The following is a 20,075-nucleotide window of genomic DNA, read 5'->3' on the forward strand; positions in this document are numbered from 1 at the left end:
GAGCCGGCTTTGCAACGTTGCGTTCAGGGCTCCGCGGCGTCCCGCGTCACCCCGACCGCGCCAGCCATGCCCCCGGCGGACAATCCGCGCGGGGCCGAAAGCGCATGTGCCCTTCCTCCCCGCAGCGGTCGAGCGGACGATGCGGTTCGCGCCCGATCGGGCCGCGGGACCCCGCCGCGACGCGGGGCGAAATCTGTGGTAGAGGCCGCCGCCCGGCCCTGGATGAGGAATTGAGCGGCCGGTGGACGGACAAGCGGGACGGGACGCGTTGAAGAAAGCCTTCGTCAAATCCTACGGCTGCCAGATGAACGCCTACGACGCCGCCCGCATGGCGGACGTCCTCGGCGCCGAGGGCTTCGCCCCGACCGAGTCCGTGGAGGAGGCCGACGTCGTCGTCCTCAACACCTGCCACATCCGCGAGAAGGCGGCCGAGAAGGTCTATTCCGAGCTCGGGCGCCTGCGCGAGCTGAAGGGCGAGCGCAAGCGGGCCGGCCTCGACACCCGCATCGTGGTGGCCGGCTGCGTGGCGCAGGCGGAAGGGGCGGAGATCGTCGCGCGCCAGCCCGCGGTCGACGTGGTGGTCGGCCCCCAGAGCTACCACCGCCTGCCGGAGCTGCTGGCCCGCTCGCGCGAGCGCCGCGTCGTCGACACCGAGTTCCCGGCCGAGGACAAGTTCGACCACCTGCCCGCGCGCCGCAACCGCGGGGTGACCGCCTTCCTCACCGTGCAGGAGGGCTGCGACAAGTTCTGCGCCTTCTGCGTGGTGCCCTATACCCGCGGCGCCGAGGTCTCGCGCTCCGTCGCCGCCGTGCTGGCCGAGGCGGAGAGGCTCGTGGCCGAGGGGGTGCGCGAGATCACCCTGATCGGCCAGAACGTGAACGCCTATCACGGGGCGGGCGCGGACGGCGCGGCGGCGAGCCTGCCCGACCTGATGCGCGCCGTAGCCGCGATCCCGGGCGTCGCCCGGATCCGCTACACCACGAGCCATCCCAACGACATGGCCGACGACCTGATCCGGGCCCATGCCGAGATCCCGGCCCTGATGCCCTATCTGCACCTGCCGGTGCAGTCCGGCTCGGACCGGATCCTCAAGGCGATGAACCGCAAGCACACGGGCGACCAGTACCGCCGCCTGATCGAGCGGGTGCGGGCGAGCCGGCCGGACATCGCCCTCTCCTCCGACTTCATCGTCGGCTTCCCCGGCGAGACCGATGCGGACTTCGCCGAGACGATGCGGCTCGTGGAGGAGGTCGGCTTCGAGAGCGCCTTCTCCTTCAAGTACAGCTCCCGTCCCGGCACGCCCGCGGCCGAGCGGGCCGACGCGGTGCCGGAGCCGGTGAAGTCCGAGCGCCTCGCCGCGCTCCAGGCCCTGCTCGATGCCCAGCGCCATGCCTACCAGCGCGCCGCCGAGGGGCAGGTGGTCGAGGTTCTGGTCGAGAAGGCCGGGCGCCATCCCGGCCAGGTCGCGGGCAAGACGCCGCACATGCTGGCGGTGCATTTCGAGGCCCCCACATCGACCATCGGCAGCGTGGTGTCCGTGCGCATCCGCGAGGCGGGGGCGAACAGCCTCTACGGCGAGCTGGCGACCCGGGCCGAGGCCGCGTGAATCGATGCAGCATCACCCCCTCCCCGCTCTGCGGGGGAGGAGCGGTCCGCGTCCCATCACCAGAGGACATCGTTCGTGACGCCAGCTGACGGATCGGCCGGTCGCGGCACGCCGCGCCCGCGGGGCGGCAATCCCCGCAGCGGCCCCTACGAGACCGCCGAGATCTCGCTGACCTTCGACGACAACCGCCTCGCGAGCCTCGTCTTCGGCCAGTACGACCAGAACGTCGCCCATATCGAGCGCAAGCTCGGCGTGACCGCGACGGCGCTCGGCAACCATCTCGTGGTCAAGGGCCCGCCGGATGGTGCCGAGCTGGCGCGCCGCGTCTTCGAGAAGCTCTACGACCGCGCCCGCGAGGGCGGCCCGCTGACCCTCGGCGAGGTGGACGGGGCGATCCAGGAGGCGACGCTCCAGGGCAACCTGTTCCCGCAGGCCGAGATCCCGGCCGAGAGCAATGGCGGCCAGCGCTTCGAGCAGATCGCCACCCGCCGCCGCGGCGCGGTCCGCGCCCGCAACGCCGCGCAGGACGCCTACATCAAGCTCCTGCGCACCAACGAGCTGGTCTTCGCGGAGGGGCCCGCCGGCACCGGCAAGACCTGGCTCGCCGTCGGCCACGCGGTCTCGCTGCTGGAGCAGGGCCATGCCGAGCGGCTGATCCTGTCGCGCCCCGCCGTCGAGGCCGGCGAGCGCCTCGGCTTCCTGCCGGGCGACATGCGCGAGAAGGTCGATCCCTATCTGCGGCCGATCTACGACGCCCTCTACGACTTCATGGAGGCGCGCCACGTCGACCGCGGGCTGCAGACCGGCATCATCGAGATCGCGCCGCTGGCCTTCATGCGCGGGCGCACCCTCACCAACGCCGTGGTGCTGCTGGACGAGGCGCAGAACACCACCTCCATGCAGATGAAGATGTTCCTCACCCGCCTCGGCGAGGGCTCGCGCATGATCATCACCGGCGATCCGAGCCAGATCGACCTGCCGCCGGGGCAGAAATCCGGCCTCGTGGAGGCGGTGCAGGTGCTCGACGGGGTCGAGGGCATCGGCCGCGTCACCTTCAAGGACGTGGACGTGGTCCGCCACGACCTCGTCCGCCGCATCGTCACGGCCTACGAGCGCGCCGCCCACGGCGAATCGGAGGCGGACCGCAACCCGAATCCGCGGCGCCGACCGCTCGCCTGATCATGACGCTCGAGATCGACATCGCCGTCGAGGACCCGCGCTGGGAGGATTCGGTCGCGGATCTGGAGGCCCTGGTGATTCGCGCCGTCGAGGCCGGGCTCGCCGCCGCGCCCGAGCCGCCCGAGGGCGCCGTCGAGATCAGCGTGCTGCTCGCCGACGACGAGACGGTGCGCGACCTCAACCGCACCTGGCGCGCGAAGGACAAGCCCACCAACGTGCTCTCCTTCCCGGCCGCCCCGCAGCCGAGCCATGCGGGGGTCGCGAAGCCCCTCGGCGACCTCGTTCTTGCGTATGACACGTTGGTGCGCGAGAGTGAGGAGCAGTCGAAGCCCCTCGACCACCACCTCGCCCACCTCCTCGTTCATGGCACCCTGCACCTGCTTGGCCAGGACCACGAGACCGGCGAGGCCGAGGCCGACGCCATGGAAGCGCTGGAGATCGCGGCGCTGGCCGGGCTCGGCATCCCGAACCCCTACGCCGACGAGCCAGGGCCCGCGCAGGGCTGAGCGGCTTTTCCCACCCCGAAACCGGACGACATGACCAACGACCGAAGTCGCGGCGCGGCCCAGGCCGCGCCCTTTCCCGAAGGCGAGACGAGCCAGCCGCGCGAGCCCTGGTACGACCGCCTCCTGCAGGCCCTGCACCTCAAGCCGCGCGAATCGCTGCGCGGCGAGATCGAGGAGGCGCTGGCCGAGCCCGATACCGGCGAGAACGGCTTCTCGGCCTACGAGCGGGCGATGCTCAAGAACGTGCTCGGCCTGCACAAGGTCCGCGTGGACGACGTGATGATCCCGCGTGCCGACATCGTCGCGGTGTCGAGCGAGACGAGCCTCGACGACCTGCTCCGGGTGTTCCGCACCGCCGGCCATTCGCGCCTGCCGGTCTACGACGACACGCTCGACAACCCCCGGGGCATGGTCCACATCCGCGACTTCGTGGACCACATCGCCTCCCGGGCCGAGCCGGCGCAGCGCCGGCCCGCGCCCGCGAACGGCGCCGATCCCGAGCGGCCGGTGCCGCGCATCCGGCGCAGCCCCGCCCGGGCGCTGCGCGCGTTCAACCTCGGCAACGTGGACCTCTCGGCCTCGCTCGCCTCCACCAAGATCCTGCGCCCGGTCCTGTTCGTGCCGCCCTCCATGCCGGCCATCGACCTGCTGGTGCGGATGCAGGCGACGCGCACCCACATGGCCCTCGTCATCGACGAGTACGGCGGCACCGACGGCCTGATCTCGATCGAGGACCTGATCGAGATGGTGGTCGGCGACATCGAGGACGAGCACGACGTGGCCGAGGGCCAGCTCGTCCAGCGGGTCGACGGCGAGCCGGAGGTCTTCGTCGCCGATGCCCGCGCGCCGCTCGCCGAGGTCTCGGAGGCGACCGGCGTCGACCTCGTGGCGGCTGTCGGCGAGATGGCCGAGGAGATCGACACGCTGGGCGGCATGGTGGTGACGCTGGCCGGCCGCGTGCCCGCCCGCGGCGAGATGATCGAAGGCCCGGGCGAGCTCGCCTTCGAGGTGCTCGACGCCGATCCCCGCCGCCTCAAGCGCCTGCGCGTCCAGCGCGGCCCCGCCCGGATCGAGGCGGTGGTGCCGCTCGCCCTGCCCCCGCCGGCGACGCCGCCCGCGGCGTGAGATCGGCTTGGCGCATGAATTGGCGCATGAACCCTTCGGGCCGCTCCGGCGTTCTTGCCTGCACAATAGGCAACCCGGAGCAACACTCATGCGCATGCGCACCCTCGTGCCGCTTCTCGGCCTGCTCGCACTGACGGCCTGCAAGGACGAGAAGAAGGCCGAGGCTCCCCCGCCGCCACCTGCGCCGAGCACCACCGCGCCGACGGCCCCGGCGCCGCCCCCGGCCAATCCCAACCCGGCGCCCGCCAACAAGCCGGCCGGCCAGTAGGTCTGGTTTCCCGGAACGCCCGGGGATAGGCCGCGTCATCGCGGGCCGAACGTCCCGGGCGTCACGGTTTCGACGCCTTCCCCCGGTCATGGGATCCCGCTACGGGGTCCCGGACCGATGCAACTCAGCCTTCCTCTCCCTCACGCCCGCAGCGCCGCCCATCCGGGCGAGCCCCCGCGCGGCGCGGCCGGCGGCGCCGCCCCCATCCTGCGCCTCTCCGGCTGGCGCCGGCTCGGGCTGGCCTGGCTCGCGGGCGCCCTCGGAGCGCTCGCCATGCCGCCCTTCGGCTGGCTTCCGGCGCTCGCGGTCTCGCTCTCGCTGGCGGTCTGGCTCATGGACGGCACGGTCGCGGACCGTCCGACCCTGCGCCGCCTCCTGCCCTGCCTCCTCGTCGGCTGGGCCTGGGGCTTCGGCTATCTCACGGCCGGCCTGTGGTGGCTGGGCTCGGCCTTCCTGGTCGAGGCCGAGGAATTCGCCTGGGCGCTGCCGCTCGGCGTCGTCGGCCTGCCCTTCGCCCTCGGGCTGTTCTACGGGGCCGGCTTCGCCGCCGCCGGCCTGCTCTGGCTGCGGGGTCCGGGACGCATCGCGGCCTTCGCCTTCGGCATCGCCGGGGCCGAGTGGCTGCGCGGGCACCTGTTCACCGGCTTTCCCTGGAACACCCTCGGCATGGCGCTCGGCCAGAACCTCTGGCTGATGCAGGCGGCTTCGGTCGTCGGCCTCTATGGGCTGACTCTGCTCGCGGTGCTGGTCTGCGCGGCGCCGGCCACGCTCCTCACCGGCTCGAACCCGCGCAGCCGTTTCGGGCCGAGCGCGGCCGCACTGATCGTGCTCGCGGCCCTAGCCTTCTACGGCTCCTCCCGCGCCGGCCCGGCGCCGGATCCCGTGGTGGCCGGCGTCCGCCTGCGCCTCGTCCAGCCGAACCTGCCCCAGGACGCCAAGTTCCGGCCCGAGAACCGCGACGACATCGTCGACCGCTACGTCGAGCTGACCCGGCGCGACCCCGAGCCCGGCGAGCCCCGCCCGACCCATATCATCTGGCCGGAATCAGCCTTCCCGTTCCTGATCCAGCGCGATCCGGCCTCCCTCGCCAAGGTCGGGGCCGGGCTCAAGCCGGGCCAGCTCCTGCTCACCGGAGCCGCCCGGGCCGAGGAGCCGCTGCCGGGCGAGCGCCTGCGCTACTACAACGCGATCATGGCGATCGAGCCGGGCGGCCGGATCGCGGACACCTACGACAAGGTCCACCTCGTCCCCTTCGGCGAGTACCTGCCGGCGCCCCTCGACTGGGCCCTGCGCGCGGTGGGCCTGCGCCAGTTCGTGGCGATTCCCGGCGGCTTCACCCCCGGCAACCGGGCGGCGCAACGCATCCTCACCGTGGCCGGCCTGCCGCCGGTCGCCGCGACCATCTGCTACGAGGCGATCTTCCCCGGCGCGATCCTGCCCGCGGGCGCGGCGGACGTCGCGAGCGAGCCGCCCGGCCTGATCCTGAACCTGACCAACGACGCGTGGTTCGGCGACACGCCGGGCCCGCGCCAGCACCTCGCCCAGGCGCGGCTGCGTGCCGTCGAGGAGGGGCTGCCGCTGGTGCGCGACGCCAATACCGGGATCTCGGCGGTGATCGACGCCCATGGCCGCGTCACCGCGAGTCTCCCCCTCGACAAGGAGCGCATCCTCGACGCCGACCTGCCGAGCCGCATCGTCGGCGGCACGCCCTACGCCAAGCTCGGCGACTGGCCCTTCGCGCTGATGCTCGCCGCCTGCCTCGGCGGGGCGCTGCGCGCGCGGATCCGGTCCACCAGGCAGTCATCGATCAGGATCCGAGGATGACAGCCGCAAGCGCGCGCATGCCGAGCCCGCTCCTGCTCGGCGCCGGCCTGATGCTGGTCGCCTTCAACCTGCGCCCGGCGCTCACCACGGTGGGGCCGCTCCTCGCCGCGATCCGCGAGGGCACCGGCCTCGGCACCACCGGCGCGGCGGTGCTGACCATGCTGCCGGTCCTGTTCCTCGGCATCGCCAGCGTGCTCGGGCCGCGCGTCAGCCGGTGGATCGGGCCCGACCGCGGCATCCTGCTCGCGAGCGCCGTGGTCGCCGCCGGCCTGTCGCTCCGCGCCATCGGAGGGCTGGTGCCACTTTTCGGCGGAGCCTGCGTCGCCGCGCTCGGGATCGGGCTCGCGGGCGTGCTGATCCCGGGCCTCGTGAAGCGCGAGTTTCCGGGCCAGGCCGGCCTGATGACCGGCCTCTACACCATGACGCTCTGCCTCGGAGCGGCGGCGGGGGCCGGCCTCACCGTGCCGCTGCAGGACCTGTTCGGCGGGAGCTGGGCGCTGGCGCTCGCCGCCTGGGCGCTGCCCGCCGCGCTCGCCACCCTCGCCTGGGCGCCCTTCGCGCGGCCGAGCCTGGCTCCGGCCACGGCGAGTTCTGGGGGCCTGCGCCCGGCGGTCTGGCGCTCGCCGCTCGCCTGGCAGGTCACCGGATTCATGGGGCTGCAGTCCTCGCTCGCCTACATCATGTTCGGCTGGGTTCCCCTCGTCCTGCACGACCGCGGGCTCAGCACCGTCGATGCCGGCTTCGTCGCCGCCCTGATGAGCGTCGGGCAAGCCCCCGCCGCCCTGCTCGTCCCGACCTTCGCCGCGCGCCTCAAGGACCAGCGCGGGGCGGCCCTCGCCATTGTCGGGCTGACGCTCGCGACCTATCTCCTCGTCGTCTTCGGGCCGCTCTGGCTCGTCGTGCCGGCGACGCTGGGGCACGGTTTCGGCCTCGGCGGCTGCTTCGGGCTCGGCCTCACCATCATCGTGCTGCGGGTTCGCGACGCGGCCGGCGCCGCGGCCCTTTCGGCGATGGCCCAGGGCGTCGGCTACACCATCGCCTCCCTCGGCCCCCTCGGGTTCGGCCTCGCGCACGAGATCGGCGGCGGCTGGGTGCTGCCCTCGGCCCTGTTCTGCGCGCTGAGCCTCGGGGCGGCCGGGTTCAGCCTCGGTGCCGGGCGCGACCGTCACCTGTGACGGAGATCAGTCCGGCGCAAGCAAGCACGGTAGAATGGGTCCGTGGCGGCGCTCGATCGCAATATTTGCGGCATCGTCGGGCCCCGCTCTAGAAGGGGCCGTCGCCCGAAGCCCGCGGAGGGGTCGTCCCGTTGTCCCAGTCCTCAGCCGCCGAGGGGGCGCCCCGCTCCCGCAACCTGACGTGGCAGACGCTGCAGCCGCGCGAGGAGCGCTGGCGCGCGCTCGGCCAGCGGCCGGCCATCGCCTGGTTCACCGGCCTGTCGGGCGCCGGCAAGTCGAGCATCGCCAACGCTGTTGACCGCGCGCTGATGCGGGCCGGCCGCCACACCATGGTGCTCGACGGCGACAACCTGCGCCACGGGCTCAACCGCGACCTCGGCTTCAGCGCCGCCGATCGCACCGAGAACATCCGCCGCGCCGCCGAGACCGCCCGGCTGATGGCCGAGGCCGGCCTCGTGGTGATCGTCTCGCTGATCTCGCCCTTCCGCGAGGAGCGCGCCATGGCCCGGCGCATCGCGGGCGACGTGCCGTTCCGCGAGGTCTTCATCGACACGCCGCTCGCGGTCTGCGAGGCGCGCGACCCGAAGGGGCTCTACGACCGGGCGCGGGCGGGCAAGATCCCGGACTTCACCGGCATCTCCGCCCCCTACGAGGCGCCCGATGCGCCCGACCTCGTGATCCGCACGCAGGGGCTGACGGTGGAGGATTCGGCCGGCGGCCTGACCGCGGAGCTCCTGCGCCTCAGCGCGCAGGACTGACCCCTTCGGAATCCCAACCCGGCGGGATCACTCCGCGGCGAAGAGCTGCCAGCCCGTTTCCCCCTCTGCCGCCGCGTCCGGCGCGGCCGGGGCCTCGGCCTTCGGATCGCCCGGCGCCGTCTCGCAGGAGAGGCCCGGCAGGGCGATGACCCGGTTGCCGCGGAAATCCGTGCGGCAGACCACGGCGCCCCGGCTCTCCATGTAGCCGAGGAGCCGGCGGGCGCGGCCCGGCGACCGGCTACCGATGGCCTTGGCGAGGGCCGCGTCGCCCGGGCAGGCCTCGCCGGCGAGCGCCGCACGGGCGAGGAGCAGGAACACGCCCTGCACCTCTTCGGGCATGGTGGCTGCGATCTGCTGAGCCTCCGACCAGCTCTCGCCCCCCGCCCCGGCTTCGGGCGCCGTCTCGATCCCGGCCCGGGCGACGCTCAGCGCCCGGCGGAAGGCCGGCAGGCCGAAGCTCTCGCCGTCGAGGCCGCGCATCCGGCAGCGCACGAGGAAGTCCTGGTAGATCACCGCCACCGGCTGGCGCCCGGCATCGGCATCCGCCACGAGACCCTGCAGCACCGTCTCGCAGCCGGCCCGGTTCTCGGCCGGATCGAGGGCGGGCGCCGCAGAGGCCGGCTCCGGGCGGTGGGCGGCGAGCTCGCGCAGCAGATCGGCCGGCGTCACGCGCGGGGTCGAGGCGGGGCGACTGCGCGGCGGCAGCACGAAGCCGTCCTCGGCGGCAGGGGCCAGAATTCGGGCCCGAAGGTCGTCGTCGGCGGCCTGCGGCAGCGGGATCAGGCCCGGCGTCACCGCGCGCGAGCCGGTGGTCACGGTGCCGATCCGCAGCGCGAGCGGCCGGCGGCTCAGCGCCGGCCCGAGCGCCACGAACTCGCCGCGGCCGAGATCGCGGAAGCGCTCGGCGCCGCGCCGGTCGAGGCCGAGCAGGTCGGCGGCGCGCGCCATGTCGATGTCGAGGAAGGTGCGGCCCATCAGGAAGTTGGTGGCCTCGGCCGCCACGTTCTTGGCGAGCTTGGCGAGCCGCTGCGTCGCGATCACGCCGGCGAGGCCCCGCTTGCGCCCGCGACACATCAGGTTCGTCATGGCGCCGAGCGAGATCTTGCGCGCCTCGTCGGAGACGTCCCCGGCCGCGGCGGGTGCGAAGACCTGCGCCTCGTCCACCACGACGAGGCAGGGATACCAGTGCGCCCGCTCGGCCTCGAACAGGCCGCCGAGGAAGGCGGCGGCGGCGCGCATCTGCGCCTCCATGTCGAGGCTCTCGAGGTTGAGCACCACCGAGACGCGGTGCGCCCTCACCCGGGCGGCGATGGCCTGGAGATCCGTATCACCATGGGCGCCGTCGACCACGAGATGGCCGTGCGCCTCGCTCAAGGTGACGAAGTCGCCCTCGGGGTCGATCACCACCTGCTGCACCAGGGCGCCGCTCTGCTCCAGGAGACGGCGCAGCAAGTGCGACTTGCCGGAGCCGGAATTGCCCTGGACGAGCAGACGGGTGGCGAGCAACTCCTCCAGGTCGAGCCCGACCGGCCTGCCCTGCCCGGGGCCGTCGAGGCCCACGCCCATCTCGATCGTGCCGTCGCTGCCGAGCGCCATCGCTGGTCCGGTTGCCGCCTCAAGGAACGCCCTGGCTAACACGGGCGGCCGGGCACGGGTGCCGCCGCGGCGCCACCCGTCCACAGGGTTCGGGGGGGCGGAGCGCTCCTCGGCGAACCGGCATCCGGCTCGGGAGCGGGCCTATTTCGGCTTCATCAGCTCCCAGCCGATCTTGGTCTCGCCGACGAAGCCCCAGATGCTCTTGTAGCCGCCCGCATCGTCGTCCACGAGCAGCGCGGTGCCGGCGGTGCCGTCGCTGGTGAAGCTCACGGCCATGATGCGGGCGTCGCCGATGCCGTGGCCGGTATACTTGTCGCCGTTGATGTTCCAGGCGAGCTTGAAGGTGTCCTTGCTGGTCTGGGTGATCACCACGGTGCCCGCATAGTCGGTGCCGGCCTCGCCGTTATTGCCCTTGACGGCATAGGTGCCGGCCCCGCCCGCCAGCGTCGGCAGGCTGAAGCCGAGGCCGAGGCCGACCAGGGCCAGCCGAAGGAACATCTTCATCGTCGCGAACCCCCTGCCCGGCCGGTTCGGGCGGATCTCGTTCCGGCACCGGGAGGGTCGCAGGCCGCTCCACCACCGACAACGACCAGGCGTCCGGCGGAGTTGATCGAGCGTTCGCTTCCCACAGCTTCCGTGGCATGCTCGCGCCATGACGAGTCGCATCACCGACATCCCGGGGATCCGCGTCGGCCACGCCACGGACCTGCACGTCGCGAGCGGCGTGACGGCCCTGATCTTCGACCGGCCCGTCACCGCCGCGGTCGATGTGCGCGGCGGTGGGCCGGGCACCCGGGAGACCGACCTGCTCGATCCCGAGCGCACGGTGGAAGGGATCGACGCGCTCGTCCTCTCGGGCGGCTCCGCCTACGGGCTCGACGCGGCCGCGGGCGTCGTCGCCTGGCTCGCGGAGAACGGGCGGGGCTTTCCCGTCGGCGGCATGCGGGTGCCGATCGTGCCCGGCGCGATCCTGTTCGACCTGCTCAACGGCGGCGACAAGGATTGGGGCCGCTTTCCCCAGTACCGCGACCTCGGCTACGCCGCGGCACAGGAAGCCGCCCGCGACTTCGCGCTCGGCTCTGTCGGCGCCGGCACGGGCGCGCGGACCGGCAACCTCAAGGGCGGCGTGGGCTCGGCTTCGTCGGCCGTCGCCGGGACCGGCCTCACGGTCGGTGCGCTCGCCGCGGTGAACGCCTTCGGCCGCGTCACGGTCGGCGACGGGCCGCATTTCTGGGCGGCGCCGTTCGAGCAGGGAACCGAGTTCGGCGGCTTCGGCTGGCCGGCCCGCATGCCGGCGGACGCCCTCGCCTTTCCGGCCCGCGGGCTCCCGGGGGCCGCGACCACGCTCGCCGTGGTGGCGACCGATGCCCGTCTCACCAAGGCTCAGGCGAAGCGTCTCGCCGCCACCGCCCAGGTCGGCCTCGCCCGCTCGATCCAGCCGGTGCACACCCCGCTCGACGGCGACGTGGTCTTCGCCGTCGCGACCGGCGCGGTTCCGCTCGGCGACCCCGTCGTCGACCTCGCCCGCCTCGGCGATGCCGCGGCGCATGTGCTCGCCCGCGCCGTCGCAGTCGGCGTCCACGCCGCGTCGAGCCTGCCGGGAACAAGGCCGGCGGCCCCCGATTCAATCGCGGGCCTGCCGCCGGCCTGGCGCGAGCGGTTCGGAACAGCCGGCGATTGATCTCTGCCGTGAATCACCCTTCGACCTTGGTCCAATGCTGGTTCGACTTAGACGCATGAACTGCGACACTTAACCCGGTTTGTATTGTGCTCAATCTAAATGGCGCCCCGGCGGGCGCTTGCGGCGGGTGCGCCGGCGAGGCATGACACTGGGAAAAGCCCGTCGCATGCGCGGATGGACCGTGCCGACGATCGGGCGCAGTCAGGGATGAAGCGTTATGGACGAGAAGGTCGTCGCAGTGCAGGACGCGTGGCGCCAGGGCGCTCACGTTGACGACGCCAAGTACCAGGAGATGTACAAGGCGTCCGTCTCGAATCCGGATGCTTTCTGGGCCGAGCACGGCAAGCGCATCGACTGGATGACGCCGTTCTCCAAGGTCAAGAATACCAGCTTCGCCCCGGGCAACGTCTCGATCAAGTGGTACGAGGACGGCAAGACCAACGTCGCCTACAACTGCATCGACCGTCATCTCGAGCGCCGCGGCGACCAGACCGCGATCATCTGGGAAGGCGACGACCCGAACGAGTCCAAGCATATCAGCTACAAGGAGCTGCATGCTCAGGTCTGTCGCATGGCGAACGTCCTGCGCAACCGCGGCGTGGGCAAGGGCGACCGGGTCATCCTCTACCTGCCGATGATCCCCGAGGCCGCCTACGCCATGCTGGCCTGCGCCCGGCTCGGCGCCATCCACGCCATCGTCTTCGGCGGCTTCTCGCCCGACTCCCTCGCCCAGCGCATCGAGGGCTGCGGCGCCAAGCTGGTGATCACGGCCGACGAGGGCCTGCGCGGCGGGCGCAAGGTGCCGCTCAAGGCGAATGTCGATGCCGCCATCGGCCGGCTCGGCAAGGACGCGGTCGACCACGTCGTCGTGGTGCGCCGCACCGGCGGCCAGGTCGCGATGGAGCCCGGCCGCGACGTCTATTACGACGAGGCCGCCGATCAGGTGACCGACGAGTGCCCCGCCGAGGCGGTGGAGGCCGAGCACCCGCTCTTCATCCTCTACACCTCGGGCTCGACCGGCCAGCCCAAGGGCGTCGTCCACACGACGGGCGGCTACCTCGTCTACGCCTCGATGACCCACGAATACGTCTTCGATTACCGCGAGGGCGAGGTCTACTGGTGCACGGCGGATGTCGGCTGGGTCACCGGCCACAGCTACATCGTCTACGGGCCGCTCGCCAACGGCGCGACCACGCTGATGTTCGAGGGCATCCCGACCTATCCGTCCAATTCCCGCTTCTGGGATGTGGTGGACAAGCACAAGGTCAACATCTTCTACACTGCGCCGACCGCGATCCGCTCGCTCATGGGCGGCGGCGAGGGCCCCGTGAAGAAGACCTCGCGCGCCTCACTCCGCGTGCTCGGCTCGGTCGGCGAGCCGATCAATCCGGAAGCCTGGGAATGGTACTACCGCGTCGTCGGCGACTCGCGCTGCGCCATCGTCGATACGTGGTGGCAGACCGAGACCGGCGGCATCCTGATCACCCCCCTGCCCGGCGCCACCGCGCTGAAGCCCGGCTCGGCCACGCGCCCCTTCTTCGGCGTGCAGCCGGTGATGGTCGATGCCGAGGGCAAGGAACTGGACGGCCCCTGCGAGGGCAACCTCTGCATCAAGGATTCCTGGCCCGGCCAGATGCGCACGGTCTACGGCGACCACGAGCGCTTCGAGCAGACCTATTTCTCGACCTACAAGAACCTGTACTTCACCGGTGACGGCGCCCGCCGCGATGCGGACGGCTATTACTGGATCACCGGCCGCGTCGACGACGTGATCAACGTCTCCGGCCACCGCATGGGCACGGCCGAGGTCGAGTCCTCCCTCGTCGCCCATCCGAAGGTCGCGGAGGCCGCCGTGGTGGGGTATCCGCACAACCTCAAGGGCCAGGGCATCTACGCCTACGTCACCCTCAACGAGGGCGAGGAGGGCGACGACGCGCTGCGCAAGGAGCTCGTCGGCTGGGTCCGCAAGGATATCGGCCCGATCGCCTCGCCGGACCTGATCCAGTTCGCGCCGGGCCTGCCCAAGACCCGCTCGGGCAAGATCATGCGTCGCATCCTGCGCAAGATCGCCGAGGATGATTTCTCCTCGCTCGGCGACACCTCGACCCTGGCCGATCCGGCCGTCGTCGACGACCTGATCGAGCACCGCCAGAACCGGCCGCATTGAGCGGCCGGTTCTTCGGAACCCTGAAGCCGAAAGGCCTGATACAGTTGACCCGGCTCCGGAGATGATCCGGAGCCGGCGATCTGTGTTTGTTCCAAAGGTTCTCCGAAATAGAGGAGGCCGCTCCCTATGGCGTGAGACTGGAACGATTCTGTAATTCTCGCGCTGACGTGATTATCGCTTTTGCGTGAGCCGCGGCAGAACAGCCTCGCGAAGTCTGCGGAGCTGGCTCGACCTGGATCGGCCGCTCCCCGCCCGCTGGAATGGGCAGACGGGTGCCGGTGCGGTGCCCGCGCCGAACTGCCGAAGAAGAAGAACGATCCAAGTCATCGACCGGAGGGCCGCGTCGTTGCGCGTCCTCGTGGAGGAACGTCCCATGAGTAGAGGTACTACGCTCGGCACCGCCGAGACGCACCCTGCGCCCGCTGCTCCGCGTCCCGCTCGGGCCGAAGCCGGCTCGTCCATCGAACGCATCGCCCACAGCCCCCAGTTCCGGCAGCTCGTCGCCGAGCGCACCCGCTTCGGCTGGATCCTCACCGGGCTGATGCTGGTGGTCTATTTCGGCTTCATCGGCCTCATCGCCTTCGACAAGGCGCTGCTCGCCGTGAAGGTCGGCACCACGAGTTCCCTCGGCCTCGTCCTCGGCGTCGGCGTGATCCTGTTCGCCTTCATCCTCACCGGAATCTACGTCGCTCGCGCCAATACCCGTTACGACGCGCTGAGCGCCGAGCTGAAGCGGAGCCTCGGCCAATGATCCGCCCGTTCCTCCTCCTCGCCGCCCTTCTCGCGGCCGGTCCGGCTCTCGCCGCCGGCCCCGATCTCGGTGCCGTTCAGCAGCAGGCCACGAACTGGCCGGCCATCGGCATGTTCCTGTTCTTCGTCCTCTTCACCCTCGGCATCACCTACAAGGCGGCCATGGGCTCGAAGTCCGCGGCCGACTTCTACGCCGCGGGCGGCGGCATCTCGGCCGGCACCAACTCGCTGGCGATCGCCGGCGACTACATGTCGGCGGCCTCCTTCCTCGGCATTTCGGGCCTCGTCTACACCTCGGGCTTCGACGGGCTGATCTACTCGACGGGCTTCCTCGTCGGCTGGCCGATCGTGCTGTTCCTGATCGCCGAGCGCCTGCGCAACCTCGGCAAGTTCACCTTCGCCGATGTGGCGAGCTTCCGCCTCGACCAGACCTCGATCCGCATTATCTCGGCGGTCGGCACGCTCGTCGTGGTGGCCTTCTACCTGATCGCGCAGATGGTGGGGGCCGGCAAGCTGATCCAGCTCCTGTTCGGCCTGCCCTATCTCTACGCCGTGGTGCTCGTCGGCATCCTGATGATCGTCTACGTCGCCTTCGGCGGCATGAAAGCGACGACCTGGGTGCAGGTGATCAAGGCCTGCCTGCTGCTCGGCGGCGCCACCTTCATGGCCGGCGCCGTGCTCTACCGCTACGGCTTCAATCCGGAGACCCTGTTCGCGAAGGCCGTCGAGGTCCATCCGAAGGGCGACGCCATCATGGCGCCGGGCGGCCTCGTCTCGAACCCGATCGAGGCGATCTCGCTCGGCGTCGGGTTGATGTTCGGCACGGCGGGCCTGCCGCACATCCTGATGCGCTTCTTCACGGTCTCGGATGCCCAGGCCGCGCGCAAATCCGTGTTCTACGCCACCGGCCTGATCGGCTATTTCTACATTCTCACCTTCATCATCGGCTTCGGCGGCATCGCCCTGCTGATGGCCGATCCGGACTACTTCAAGCTCGGCGCGGGTGGCACCTTCGATAAGCTGAAGGACATGATCGGCGGCACCAACATGGTCGCCGTGAACCTCGCCAACGCGGTGGCCGGGCCGTACTTCCTCGGCTTCATCTCGGCGGTGGCCTTCGCGACCATCCTCGCGGTGGTGGCTGGCCTGACGCTCGCGGGCGCCTCGGCGGTCAGCCACGACCTCTACGCCCAGGTTATCGCCCGCGGGCGGACCACCGAGGCCGCCGAGGTTCGCCTCTCGAAACTCTCCGCGGTGGCGATCGGCATCGTGGCGATCGCGCTCGGTTACATCTTCGAGAACCAGAACGTCGCCTTCATGGTGGGTCTCGCCTTCTCCGTGGCGGCGTCCTGCAACTTCCCGGTGCTGGCCATGTCGATCCTGTGGCGCGGGACCACCACCTGGGGCGCGCTCGCGGGCGGCCTCGTCGGCCTCCTGGCGGCGGTCGTCATGGTGGTTCTGTCCAAGGCCGTGTGGGTGACGACGCTGGGCAACTCTGCGGCGATCTTCCCCTACGACAACCCGGCCCTGTTCTCGATGCCGCTGGCCTTCGCGACGATCTGGGTCGTCTCGCTCCTCGACCGCACGCGGCGGGCGGCCCGCGAGCGCGCCGCGTTCGAGGCGCAGTACGTGCGCTCGGAGACCGGCATCGGCGCGTCCGTCGCCCACGCGCACTGACGCTTCATCGGTACGGATCGCCGAAGGGCGCGAGCTCCCACGAGCCCGCGCCCTTTCTCATGCGTGGGATCCGCCGCGGCAAAGCAACGATCCCGATGACAGAGGCCAAATCTCTGTAAATCGCGGCGTTTTACCTATTGGGCCGCATTGGGGCATGCGGTAACGATTTCGTGCGTGCCTGCGCCCGCGCGGCGCCGCGAAAATGGGACCCTAGAACGGGCCCTCAAGAACAATTTGGAGGATCGAGAGAAATGGCTGTGGCAACCGCAGTACCGCGGTCGGGCGAGGCGGTCAGGCCGATGACCGCTGGTGAGAAGAAGGTCATCCTGGCCTCCTCACTGGGCACCGTCTTCGAGTGGTACGACTTCTATCTCTACGGATCGCTCGCGGCGATCATCGGCGCGCAGTTCTTCTCGGCCTATCCTGAGGCAACGCGCAACATCTTCGCCCTGCTCGCCTTCGCGGCGGGCTTCCTGGTGCGCCCCTTCGGCGCCCTGGTCTTCGGCCGGCTCGGCGACATGGTCGGCCGCAAGTACACCTTCCTCGTCACCATCCTGATCATGGGCATCTCGACCTTCGCGGTCGGCCTGCTGCCCTCCTACACGACGCTGAACGCCTACGGCATCGGCTGGGTCGCGCCGGCGACGCTGCTGATCCTGCGCATGCTTCAGGGCCTGGCGCTCGGCGGCGAGTATGGCGGCGCCGCGGTCTACGTGGCCGAGCACGCCCCCGCGGGCCGGCGCGGCTTCTACACCGCCTTCATCCAGACGACGGCGACGCTCGGCCTCCTGCTCTCGCTGATCATCATCCTGTCGACGCAAGGCTACGTGAACAGCGCCTACCCGGCGACCACGGTCACCAACGCGGATGGCACCACCACCACGCTCACGGCCTTCCAGGTCTGGGGCTGGCGCATCCCGTTCCTCGTCTCGGTGGCGCTGCTCGCCATCTCGGTCTGGATCCGTCTGCAGATGCAGGAGAGCCCAGCCTTCAAGAAGATGAAGGAAGAGGGCACCCACTCCAAGGCGCCGCTCTCCGAGGCCTTCGGCCAGTGGAAGAACGCCAAGTGGGCGCTTCTGGCGCTGCTTGGCCTCACTGCCGGTCAGGCGGTGGTCTGGTACACCGGCCAGTTCTACGCGCTGTTCTTCCTGCAGAGCATCCTGAAGGTCGATCAGTTCACGGCCAACGTCCTGATCGCCTGGTCGCTGATCCTCGGCACGGCGGGCTTCCTGATCTTCGGCAGCCTCTCGGACCGGATCGGCCGCAAGCCGATCATCCTCGGCGGCTGCCTGATCGCGGCGCTCACCTACTTCCCGCTGTTCAACATGCTCACCGCCAACGCCAACCCGGCTCTGCACGCAGCCCAGGCCAGCGTGCCGGTGGTGGTGAAGACGAACACGGACGACTGCTCGTTCCAGTTCAATCCGGTCGGCACGGCCAAGTTCACGAAGGAGTGCGACATCGCCAAGGCGCTGCTCGCCCGCTCCGCCGTGAGCTACCGCACCGAGAACCTGCCGGCGGGCTCGCCCACCGTGGTGAGCGTCAACGGCAAGGACTTCGCGGTCGCCGACCCGACCTTCGCCAAGGCGGTCCCCGCCGCGCTCACCGAGGCGGGCTATCCCTCCGCCACGGCGAACCCGACCGTGGTCAAGGCCAACAACCCGGTCGATATCTTCACGGGCCAGAAGCTCGCGGTGATCGGCATCCTGACGATCCTCGTCGTCTACGTGACGATGGTCTACGGCCCGATCGCGGCGGCGCTGGTGGAGCTGTTCCCGACCCGGATCCGCTACACCTCGATGTCGCTGCCCTACCATATCGGCAACGGCTGGTTCGGCGGCCTGCTGCCGGCGACCTCCTTCGCGATGGTGGCCCAGACCGGCGATATCTATTACGGCCTCTGGTACCCGATCGTGATCGCGCTCTTCACCTTCGTGGTGGGCCTGATCTTCATCCCCGAGACCAAGGACCGGGACATCCTGGCCTGATCGAAGACGCCCGGCGCTCGCGCGCCGGGCTCACGATGTCGAAGAGCGAAGGGGCGGCCCCGCCGGGACCGCCCCTTTCGTTTTTGCGCTGTGCAGGAAGCCGGAGTGCGCTCCGCTGAAGATTGTGGGCGCCGCCCTCAGTGCCGGAAGTGGCGCACGCCCGTGAACACCATGGCGAGCCCGGCGGCGTCCGCGGCGGCGATCACCTCGGCGTCGCGCATCGAGCCGCCCGGCTGGATCACCGCGGTGGCGCCGGCTTCCGCCGCTGCCAGCAGGCCGTCGGCGAAGGGGAAGAAGGCATCGGAGGCGACTGCCGCGCCCTTGGCCAGCGTCTCGGGCAGGCCGAGGCGCTCGGCGTTCTCCGCGGCCTTCCAGGCGGCGATGCGCGAGGAATCGACCCGCGACATCTGGCCGGCGCCGATGCCGACCGTGGCGCCGTCCTTGGCGTAGACGATGGCGTTCGACTTCACATGCTTGGCCACCCGGTAGGCGAAGCGCATGTCGGCGAACTCGGCTTCGGTCGGTTGCCGCTGCGTCACCACCTTGAGCGCCATGTCGTCGACGACGGCAGCGTCCCGGCCCTGCACGAGGAGGCCGCCCGAGAGCGTGCGCACGGTCTCGCCGGCCTCGCGCGGGTCGGGCAGGCCGCCGGCCAGCAGCAGGCGCAGGTTCTTCTTGGCGGCGACGATCGCGACGGCCTCCTCCGTGGCGTCGGGAGCGATGATCACCTCGGTGAAGATCTCGACGATCCTGGCGGCGGCCTCGGCGTCGAGGGTCCGGTTCAGCGCCACGATGCCGCCGAAGGCGGAGGTGGGGTCGCAGGCGAGCGCCCGCTCGTAGGCCTCGATCAGCGAGGCGCCCTCGGCCACGCCGCAGGGATTGGCGTGCTTGATGATCGCCACCGCCGCGGCGCGGGCGGGGTCGAACTCGGCCACGCATTCGTAGGCCGCGTCGGTATCGTTGAAATTGTTGAAGGACAGCTCCTTGCCCTGGAGCTGGCGCGCCGTGGCGACGCCGCGGCGGAGCAGGCCGGGCGCGCGGTAGAAGGCGGCCGTCTGGTGCGGATTCTCGCCGTAGCGCAGGGGCTGGCCGAGGCTGCCGCCAAAGGCGCGGAACGGGGCGGGCGCGGATTCCTGCGCCGCGAGCTGCCCTGCGAGCCAGTTGGCGATGGCCGCGTCGTAGGCGGCGGTGCGGGCATAGGCCTTCTGCGCGAGGCTGCGGCGCAAAGCCGTGCTCAGGTGACCGTTGCCGGCCTCCAGCGCGTCGAGCACGCTCGCGTAGTCGGAGACGTCGGTGACGACGGCCACGTCGCGGTGGTTCTTGGCCGCCGCGCGGATCATGGCCGGGCCGCCGACATCGATGTTCTCGATGCAGTCGTCGTAGGCGCGGCCGGCGCCGATCGTCGCCTCGAAGGGGTAGAGGTTGACCACGAGCAGGTCGATCGCACCGATGCCGTGGGCGGCGAGCGCGGCCTGATGCTCGGGATTGTCGCGCACGGCGAGCAGGCCGCCATGGACCGCCGGGTGCAGGGTCTTCACCCGCCCGTCCATCATCTCGGGGAAGCCCGTCAGGTCGGCGACCTCGGTCACGGGCAGGCCCGCCTCCTTGAGCGCCTTGTGGGTGCCCCCGGTCGAGACGAGGTCGATGCCGCGGGCGGCGAGCGCCCGGGCGAAGTCGACGAGGCCGGTCTTGTCCGAGACCGAGAGGAGTGCGCGGGAGACCCGCACCTGATCGTGCGCCATGTGATCGTCTATGGGATCGTCTTGAGAGAGGTG

At 70.9% G+C, this 20,075-nt stretch carries 16 protein-coding genes; 13 read left to right on the forward strand and 3 right to left on the reverse strand.

Annotation, left to right across the window (positions count from 1 at the left end; all coding sequences use genetic code 11):
* Positions 1 to 268 precede the first annotated feature (268 nt).
* The 8 genes from miaB (at position 269) to cysC (ending at position 8,441) form a co-directional block, all read left to right on the forward strand.
* Positions 269 to 1,606: a tRNA (N6-isopentenyl adenosine(37)-C2)-methylthiotransferase MiaB gene (miaB, locus tag MTDSW087_RS02155; protein WP_144759544.1), complete on the forward strand. Its 1,338-nt coding sequence runs from the start codon at positions 269 to 271 to the stop codon at positions 1,604 to 1,606.
* Positions 1,607 to 1,681: 75 nt separating this feature from the next.
* Positions 1,682 to 2,785: a PhoH family protein gene (locus MTDSW087_RS02160; RefSeq protein ID WP_144759546.1), complete on the forward strand. Its 1,104-nt coding sequence runs from the start codon at positions 1,682 to 1,684 to the stop codon at positions 2,783 to 2,785.
* A 2-nt stretch (positions 2,786 to 2,787) separates the two neighbouring features.
* Positions 2,788 to 3,291 (forward strand): rRNA maturation RNase YbeY, encoded by a 504-nt coding sequence (ybeY, locus tag MTDSW087_RS02165; RefSeq protein ID WP_144759549.1) that lies wholly within the window; start codon positions 2,788 to 2,790, stop codon positions 3,289 to 3,291.
* Positions 3,292 to 3,321: 30 nt separating this feature from the next.
* Positions 3,322 to 4,416, forward strand: a complete 1,095-nt coding sequence (locus MTDSW087_RS02170) for a hemolysin family protein (RefSeq protein ID WP_144759552.1) — start codon at positions 3,322 to 3,324, stop codon at positions 4,414 to 4,416.
* Between the two features lie 88 nt (positions 4,417 to 4,504).
* Complete coding sequence (locus MTDSW087_RS02175) at positions 4,505 to 4,684, forward strand: hypothetical protein (protein WP_144759555.1); 180 nt, start codon at positions 4,505 to 4,507, stop codon at positions 4,682 to 4,684.
* Between the two features lie 117 nt (positions 4,685 to 4,801).
* Positions 4,802 to 6,508: an apolipoprotein N-acyltransferase gene (lnt, locus tag MTDSW087_RS02180; RefSeq protein ID WP_144759558.1), complete on the forward strand. Its 1,707-nt coding sequence runs from the start codon at positions 4,802 to 4,804 to the stop codon at positions 6,506 to 6,508.
* A complete protein-coding gene (locus MTDSW087_RS02185) occupies positions 6,505 to 7,683 on the forward strand; it encodes an MFS transporter (protein WP_144759561.1) in 1,179 nt (392 codons plus the stop codon). The genes lnt and MTDSW087_RS02185 overlap by 4 nt, the downstream gene beginning before the upstream one ends.
* A 131-nt stretch (positions 7,684 to 7,814) precedes the next feature.
* Positions 7,815 to 8,441 (forward strand): adenylyl-sulfate kinase, encoded by a 627-nt coding sequence (gene cysC, locus MTDSW087_RS02190; protein ID WP_144759564.1) that lies wholly within the window; start codon positions 7,815 to 7,817, stop codon positions 8,439 to 8,441.
* A 27-nt stretch (positions 8,442 to 8,468) separates the two neighbouring features.
* Here the strand turns inward: cysC and MTDSW087_RS02195 are convergent, their stop codons facing one another.
* Together MTDSW087_RS02195 and MTDSW087_RS02200 are read right to left on the reverse strand one after the other, a co-directional pair.
* A complete protein-coding gene (locus MTDSW087_RS02195) occupies positions 8,469 to 10,037 on the reverse strand; it encodes a helicase HerA domain-containing protein (RefSeq protein ID WP_144759567.1) in 1,569 nt (522 codons plus the stop codon).
* A gap of 141 nt (positions 10,038 to 10,178) precedes the next feature.
* Complete coding sequence (locus tag MTDSW087_RS02200) at positions 10,179 to 10,541, reverse strand: hypothetical protein (RefSeq protein WP_144759570.1); 363 nt, start codon at positions 10,539 to 10,541, stop codon at positions 10,179 to 10,181.
* A gap of 148 nt (positions 10,542 to 10,689) precedes the next feature.
* Between MTDSW087_RS02200 and MTDSW087_RS02205 the strand changes: the two genes are divergently transcribed.
* The 5 genes from MTDSW087_RS02205 (at position 10,690) to MTDSW087_RS02225 (ending at position 18,300) form a co-directional block, all read left to right on the forward strand.
* Positions 10,690 to 11,718, forward strand: a complete 1,029-nt coding sequence (locus MTDSW087_RS02205; protein ID WP_144759573.1) for a P1 family peptidase — start codon at positions 10,690 to 10,692, stop codon at positions 11,716 to 11,718.
* Positions 11,719 to 11,935: 217 nt separating this feature from the next.
* On the forward strand, positions 11,936 to 13,885 hold the full coding sequence (gene acs / locus MTDSW087_RS02210; RefSeq protein ID WP_144759576.1) for an acetate--CoA ligase: 1,950 nt from the start codon (positions 11,936 to 11,938) through the stop codon (positions 13,883 to 13,885).
* Between the two features lie 373 nt (positions 13,886 to 14,258).
* Positions 14,259 to 14,636: a DUF485 domain-containing protein gene (locus tag MTDSW087_RS02215; protein WP_144759578.1), complete on the forward strand. Its 378-nt coding sequence runs from the start codon at positions 14,259 to 14,261 to the stop codon at positions 14,634 to 14,636.
* Positions 14,633 to 16,312, forward strand: coding sequence for a cation acetate symporter (locus MTDSW087_RS02220; protein WP_144759581.1), 1,680 nt, complete (start codon positions 14,633 to 14,635; stop codon positions 16,310 to 16,312). Before MTDSW087_RS02215 ends, MTDSW087_RS02220 begins: the two co-directional genes overlap by 4 nt.
* A gap of 251 nt (positions 16,313 to 16,563) precedes the next feature.
* Positions 16,564 to 18,300 carry an MFS transporter gene (locus MTDSW087_RS02225; RefSeq protein WP_144759584.1) on the forward strand — a complete coding sequence of 579 codons (1,737 nt, stop codon included), beginning with the start codon at positions 16,564 to 16,566 and terminating at the stop codon, positions 18,298 to 18,300.
* Between the two features lie 137 nt (positions 18,301 to 18,437).
* On the opposite strand, the gene purH is transcribed toward MTDSW087_RS02225, so the two are convergent.
* Complete coding sequence (gene purH, locus MTDSW087_RS02230; protein ID WP_144759587.1) at positions 18,438 to 20,042, reverse strand: bifunctional phosphoribosylaminoimidazolecarboxamide formyltransferase/IMP cyclohydrolase; 1,605 nt, start codon at positions 20,040 to 20,042, stop codon at positions 18,438 to 18,440.
* Positions 20,043 to 20,075 lie beyond the last annotated feature (33 nt).

Source organism: Methylobacterium dankookense (assembly GCF_902141855.1).
Taxonomy (GTDB): Bacteria; Pseudomonadota; Alphaproteobacteria; order Rhizobiales; family Beijerinckiaceae; genus Methylobacterium; species Methylobacterium dankookense.

Bases quoted from the DNA above. Each gene is read 5' to 3' on its own strand.
- MTDSW087_RS02200 (WP_144759570.1), bottom strand. From the start codon at position 10,541: ATGAAGATGTTCCTTCGGCTGGCCCTGGTCGGCCTCGGCCTCGGCTTC.
- lnt (WP_144759558.1), top strand. From the start codon at position 4,802: ATGCAACTCAGCCTTCCTCTCCCTCACGCCCGCAGCGCCGCCCATCCG.
- MTDSW087_RS02185 (WP_144759561.1), top strand. From the start codon at position 6,505: ATGACAGCCGCAAGCGCGCGCATGCCGAGCCCGCTCCTGCTCGGCGCC.
- MTDSW087_RS02205 (WP_144759573.1), top strand. From the start codon at position 10,690: ATGACGAGTCGCATCACCGACATCCCGGGGATCCGCGTCGGCCACGCC.
- MTDSW087_RS02170 (WP_144759552.1), top strand. From the start codon at position 3,322: ATGACCAACGACCGAAGTCGCGGCGCGGCCCAGGCCGCGCCCTTTCCC.
- MTDSW087_RS02195 (WP_144759567.1), bottom strand. From the start codon at position 10,037: ATGGCGCTCGGCAGCGACGGCACGATCGAGATGGGCGTGGGCCTCGAC.
- MTDSW087_RS02220 (WP_144759581.1), top strand. From the start codon at position 14,633: ATGATCCGCCCGTTCCTCCTCCTCGCCGCCCTTCTCGCGGCCGGTCCG.
- MTDSW087_RS02225 (WP_144759584.1), top strand. From the start codon at position 16,564: ATGGCTGTGGCAACCGCAGTACCGCGGTCGGGCGAGGCGGTCAGGCCG.
- MTDSW087_RS02215 (WP_144759578.1), top strand. From the start codon at position 14,259: ATGAGTAGAGGTACTACGCTCGGCACCGCCGAGACGCACCCTGCGCCC.
- acs (WP_144759576.1), top strand. From the start codon at position 11,936: ATGGACGAGAAGGTCGTCGCAGTGCAGGACGCGTGGCGCCAGGGCGCT.
- MTDSW087_RS02175 (WP_144759555.1), top strand. From the start codon at position 4,505: ATGCGCATGCGCACCCTCGTGCCGCTTCTCGGCCTGCTCGCACTGACG.
- ybeY (WP_144759549.1), top strand. From the start codon at position 2,788: ATGACGCTCGAGATCGACATCGCCGTCGAGGACCCGCGCTGGGAGGAT.
- purH (WP_144759587.1), bottom strand. From the start codon at position 20,042: ATGGCGCACGATCAGGTGCGGGTCTCCCGCGCACTCCTCTCGGTCTCG.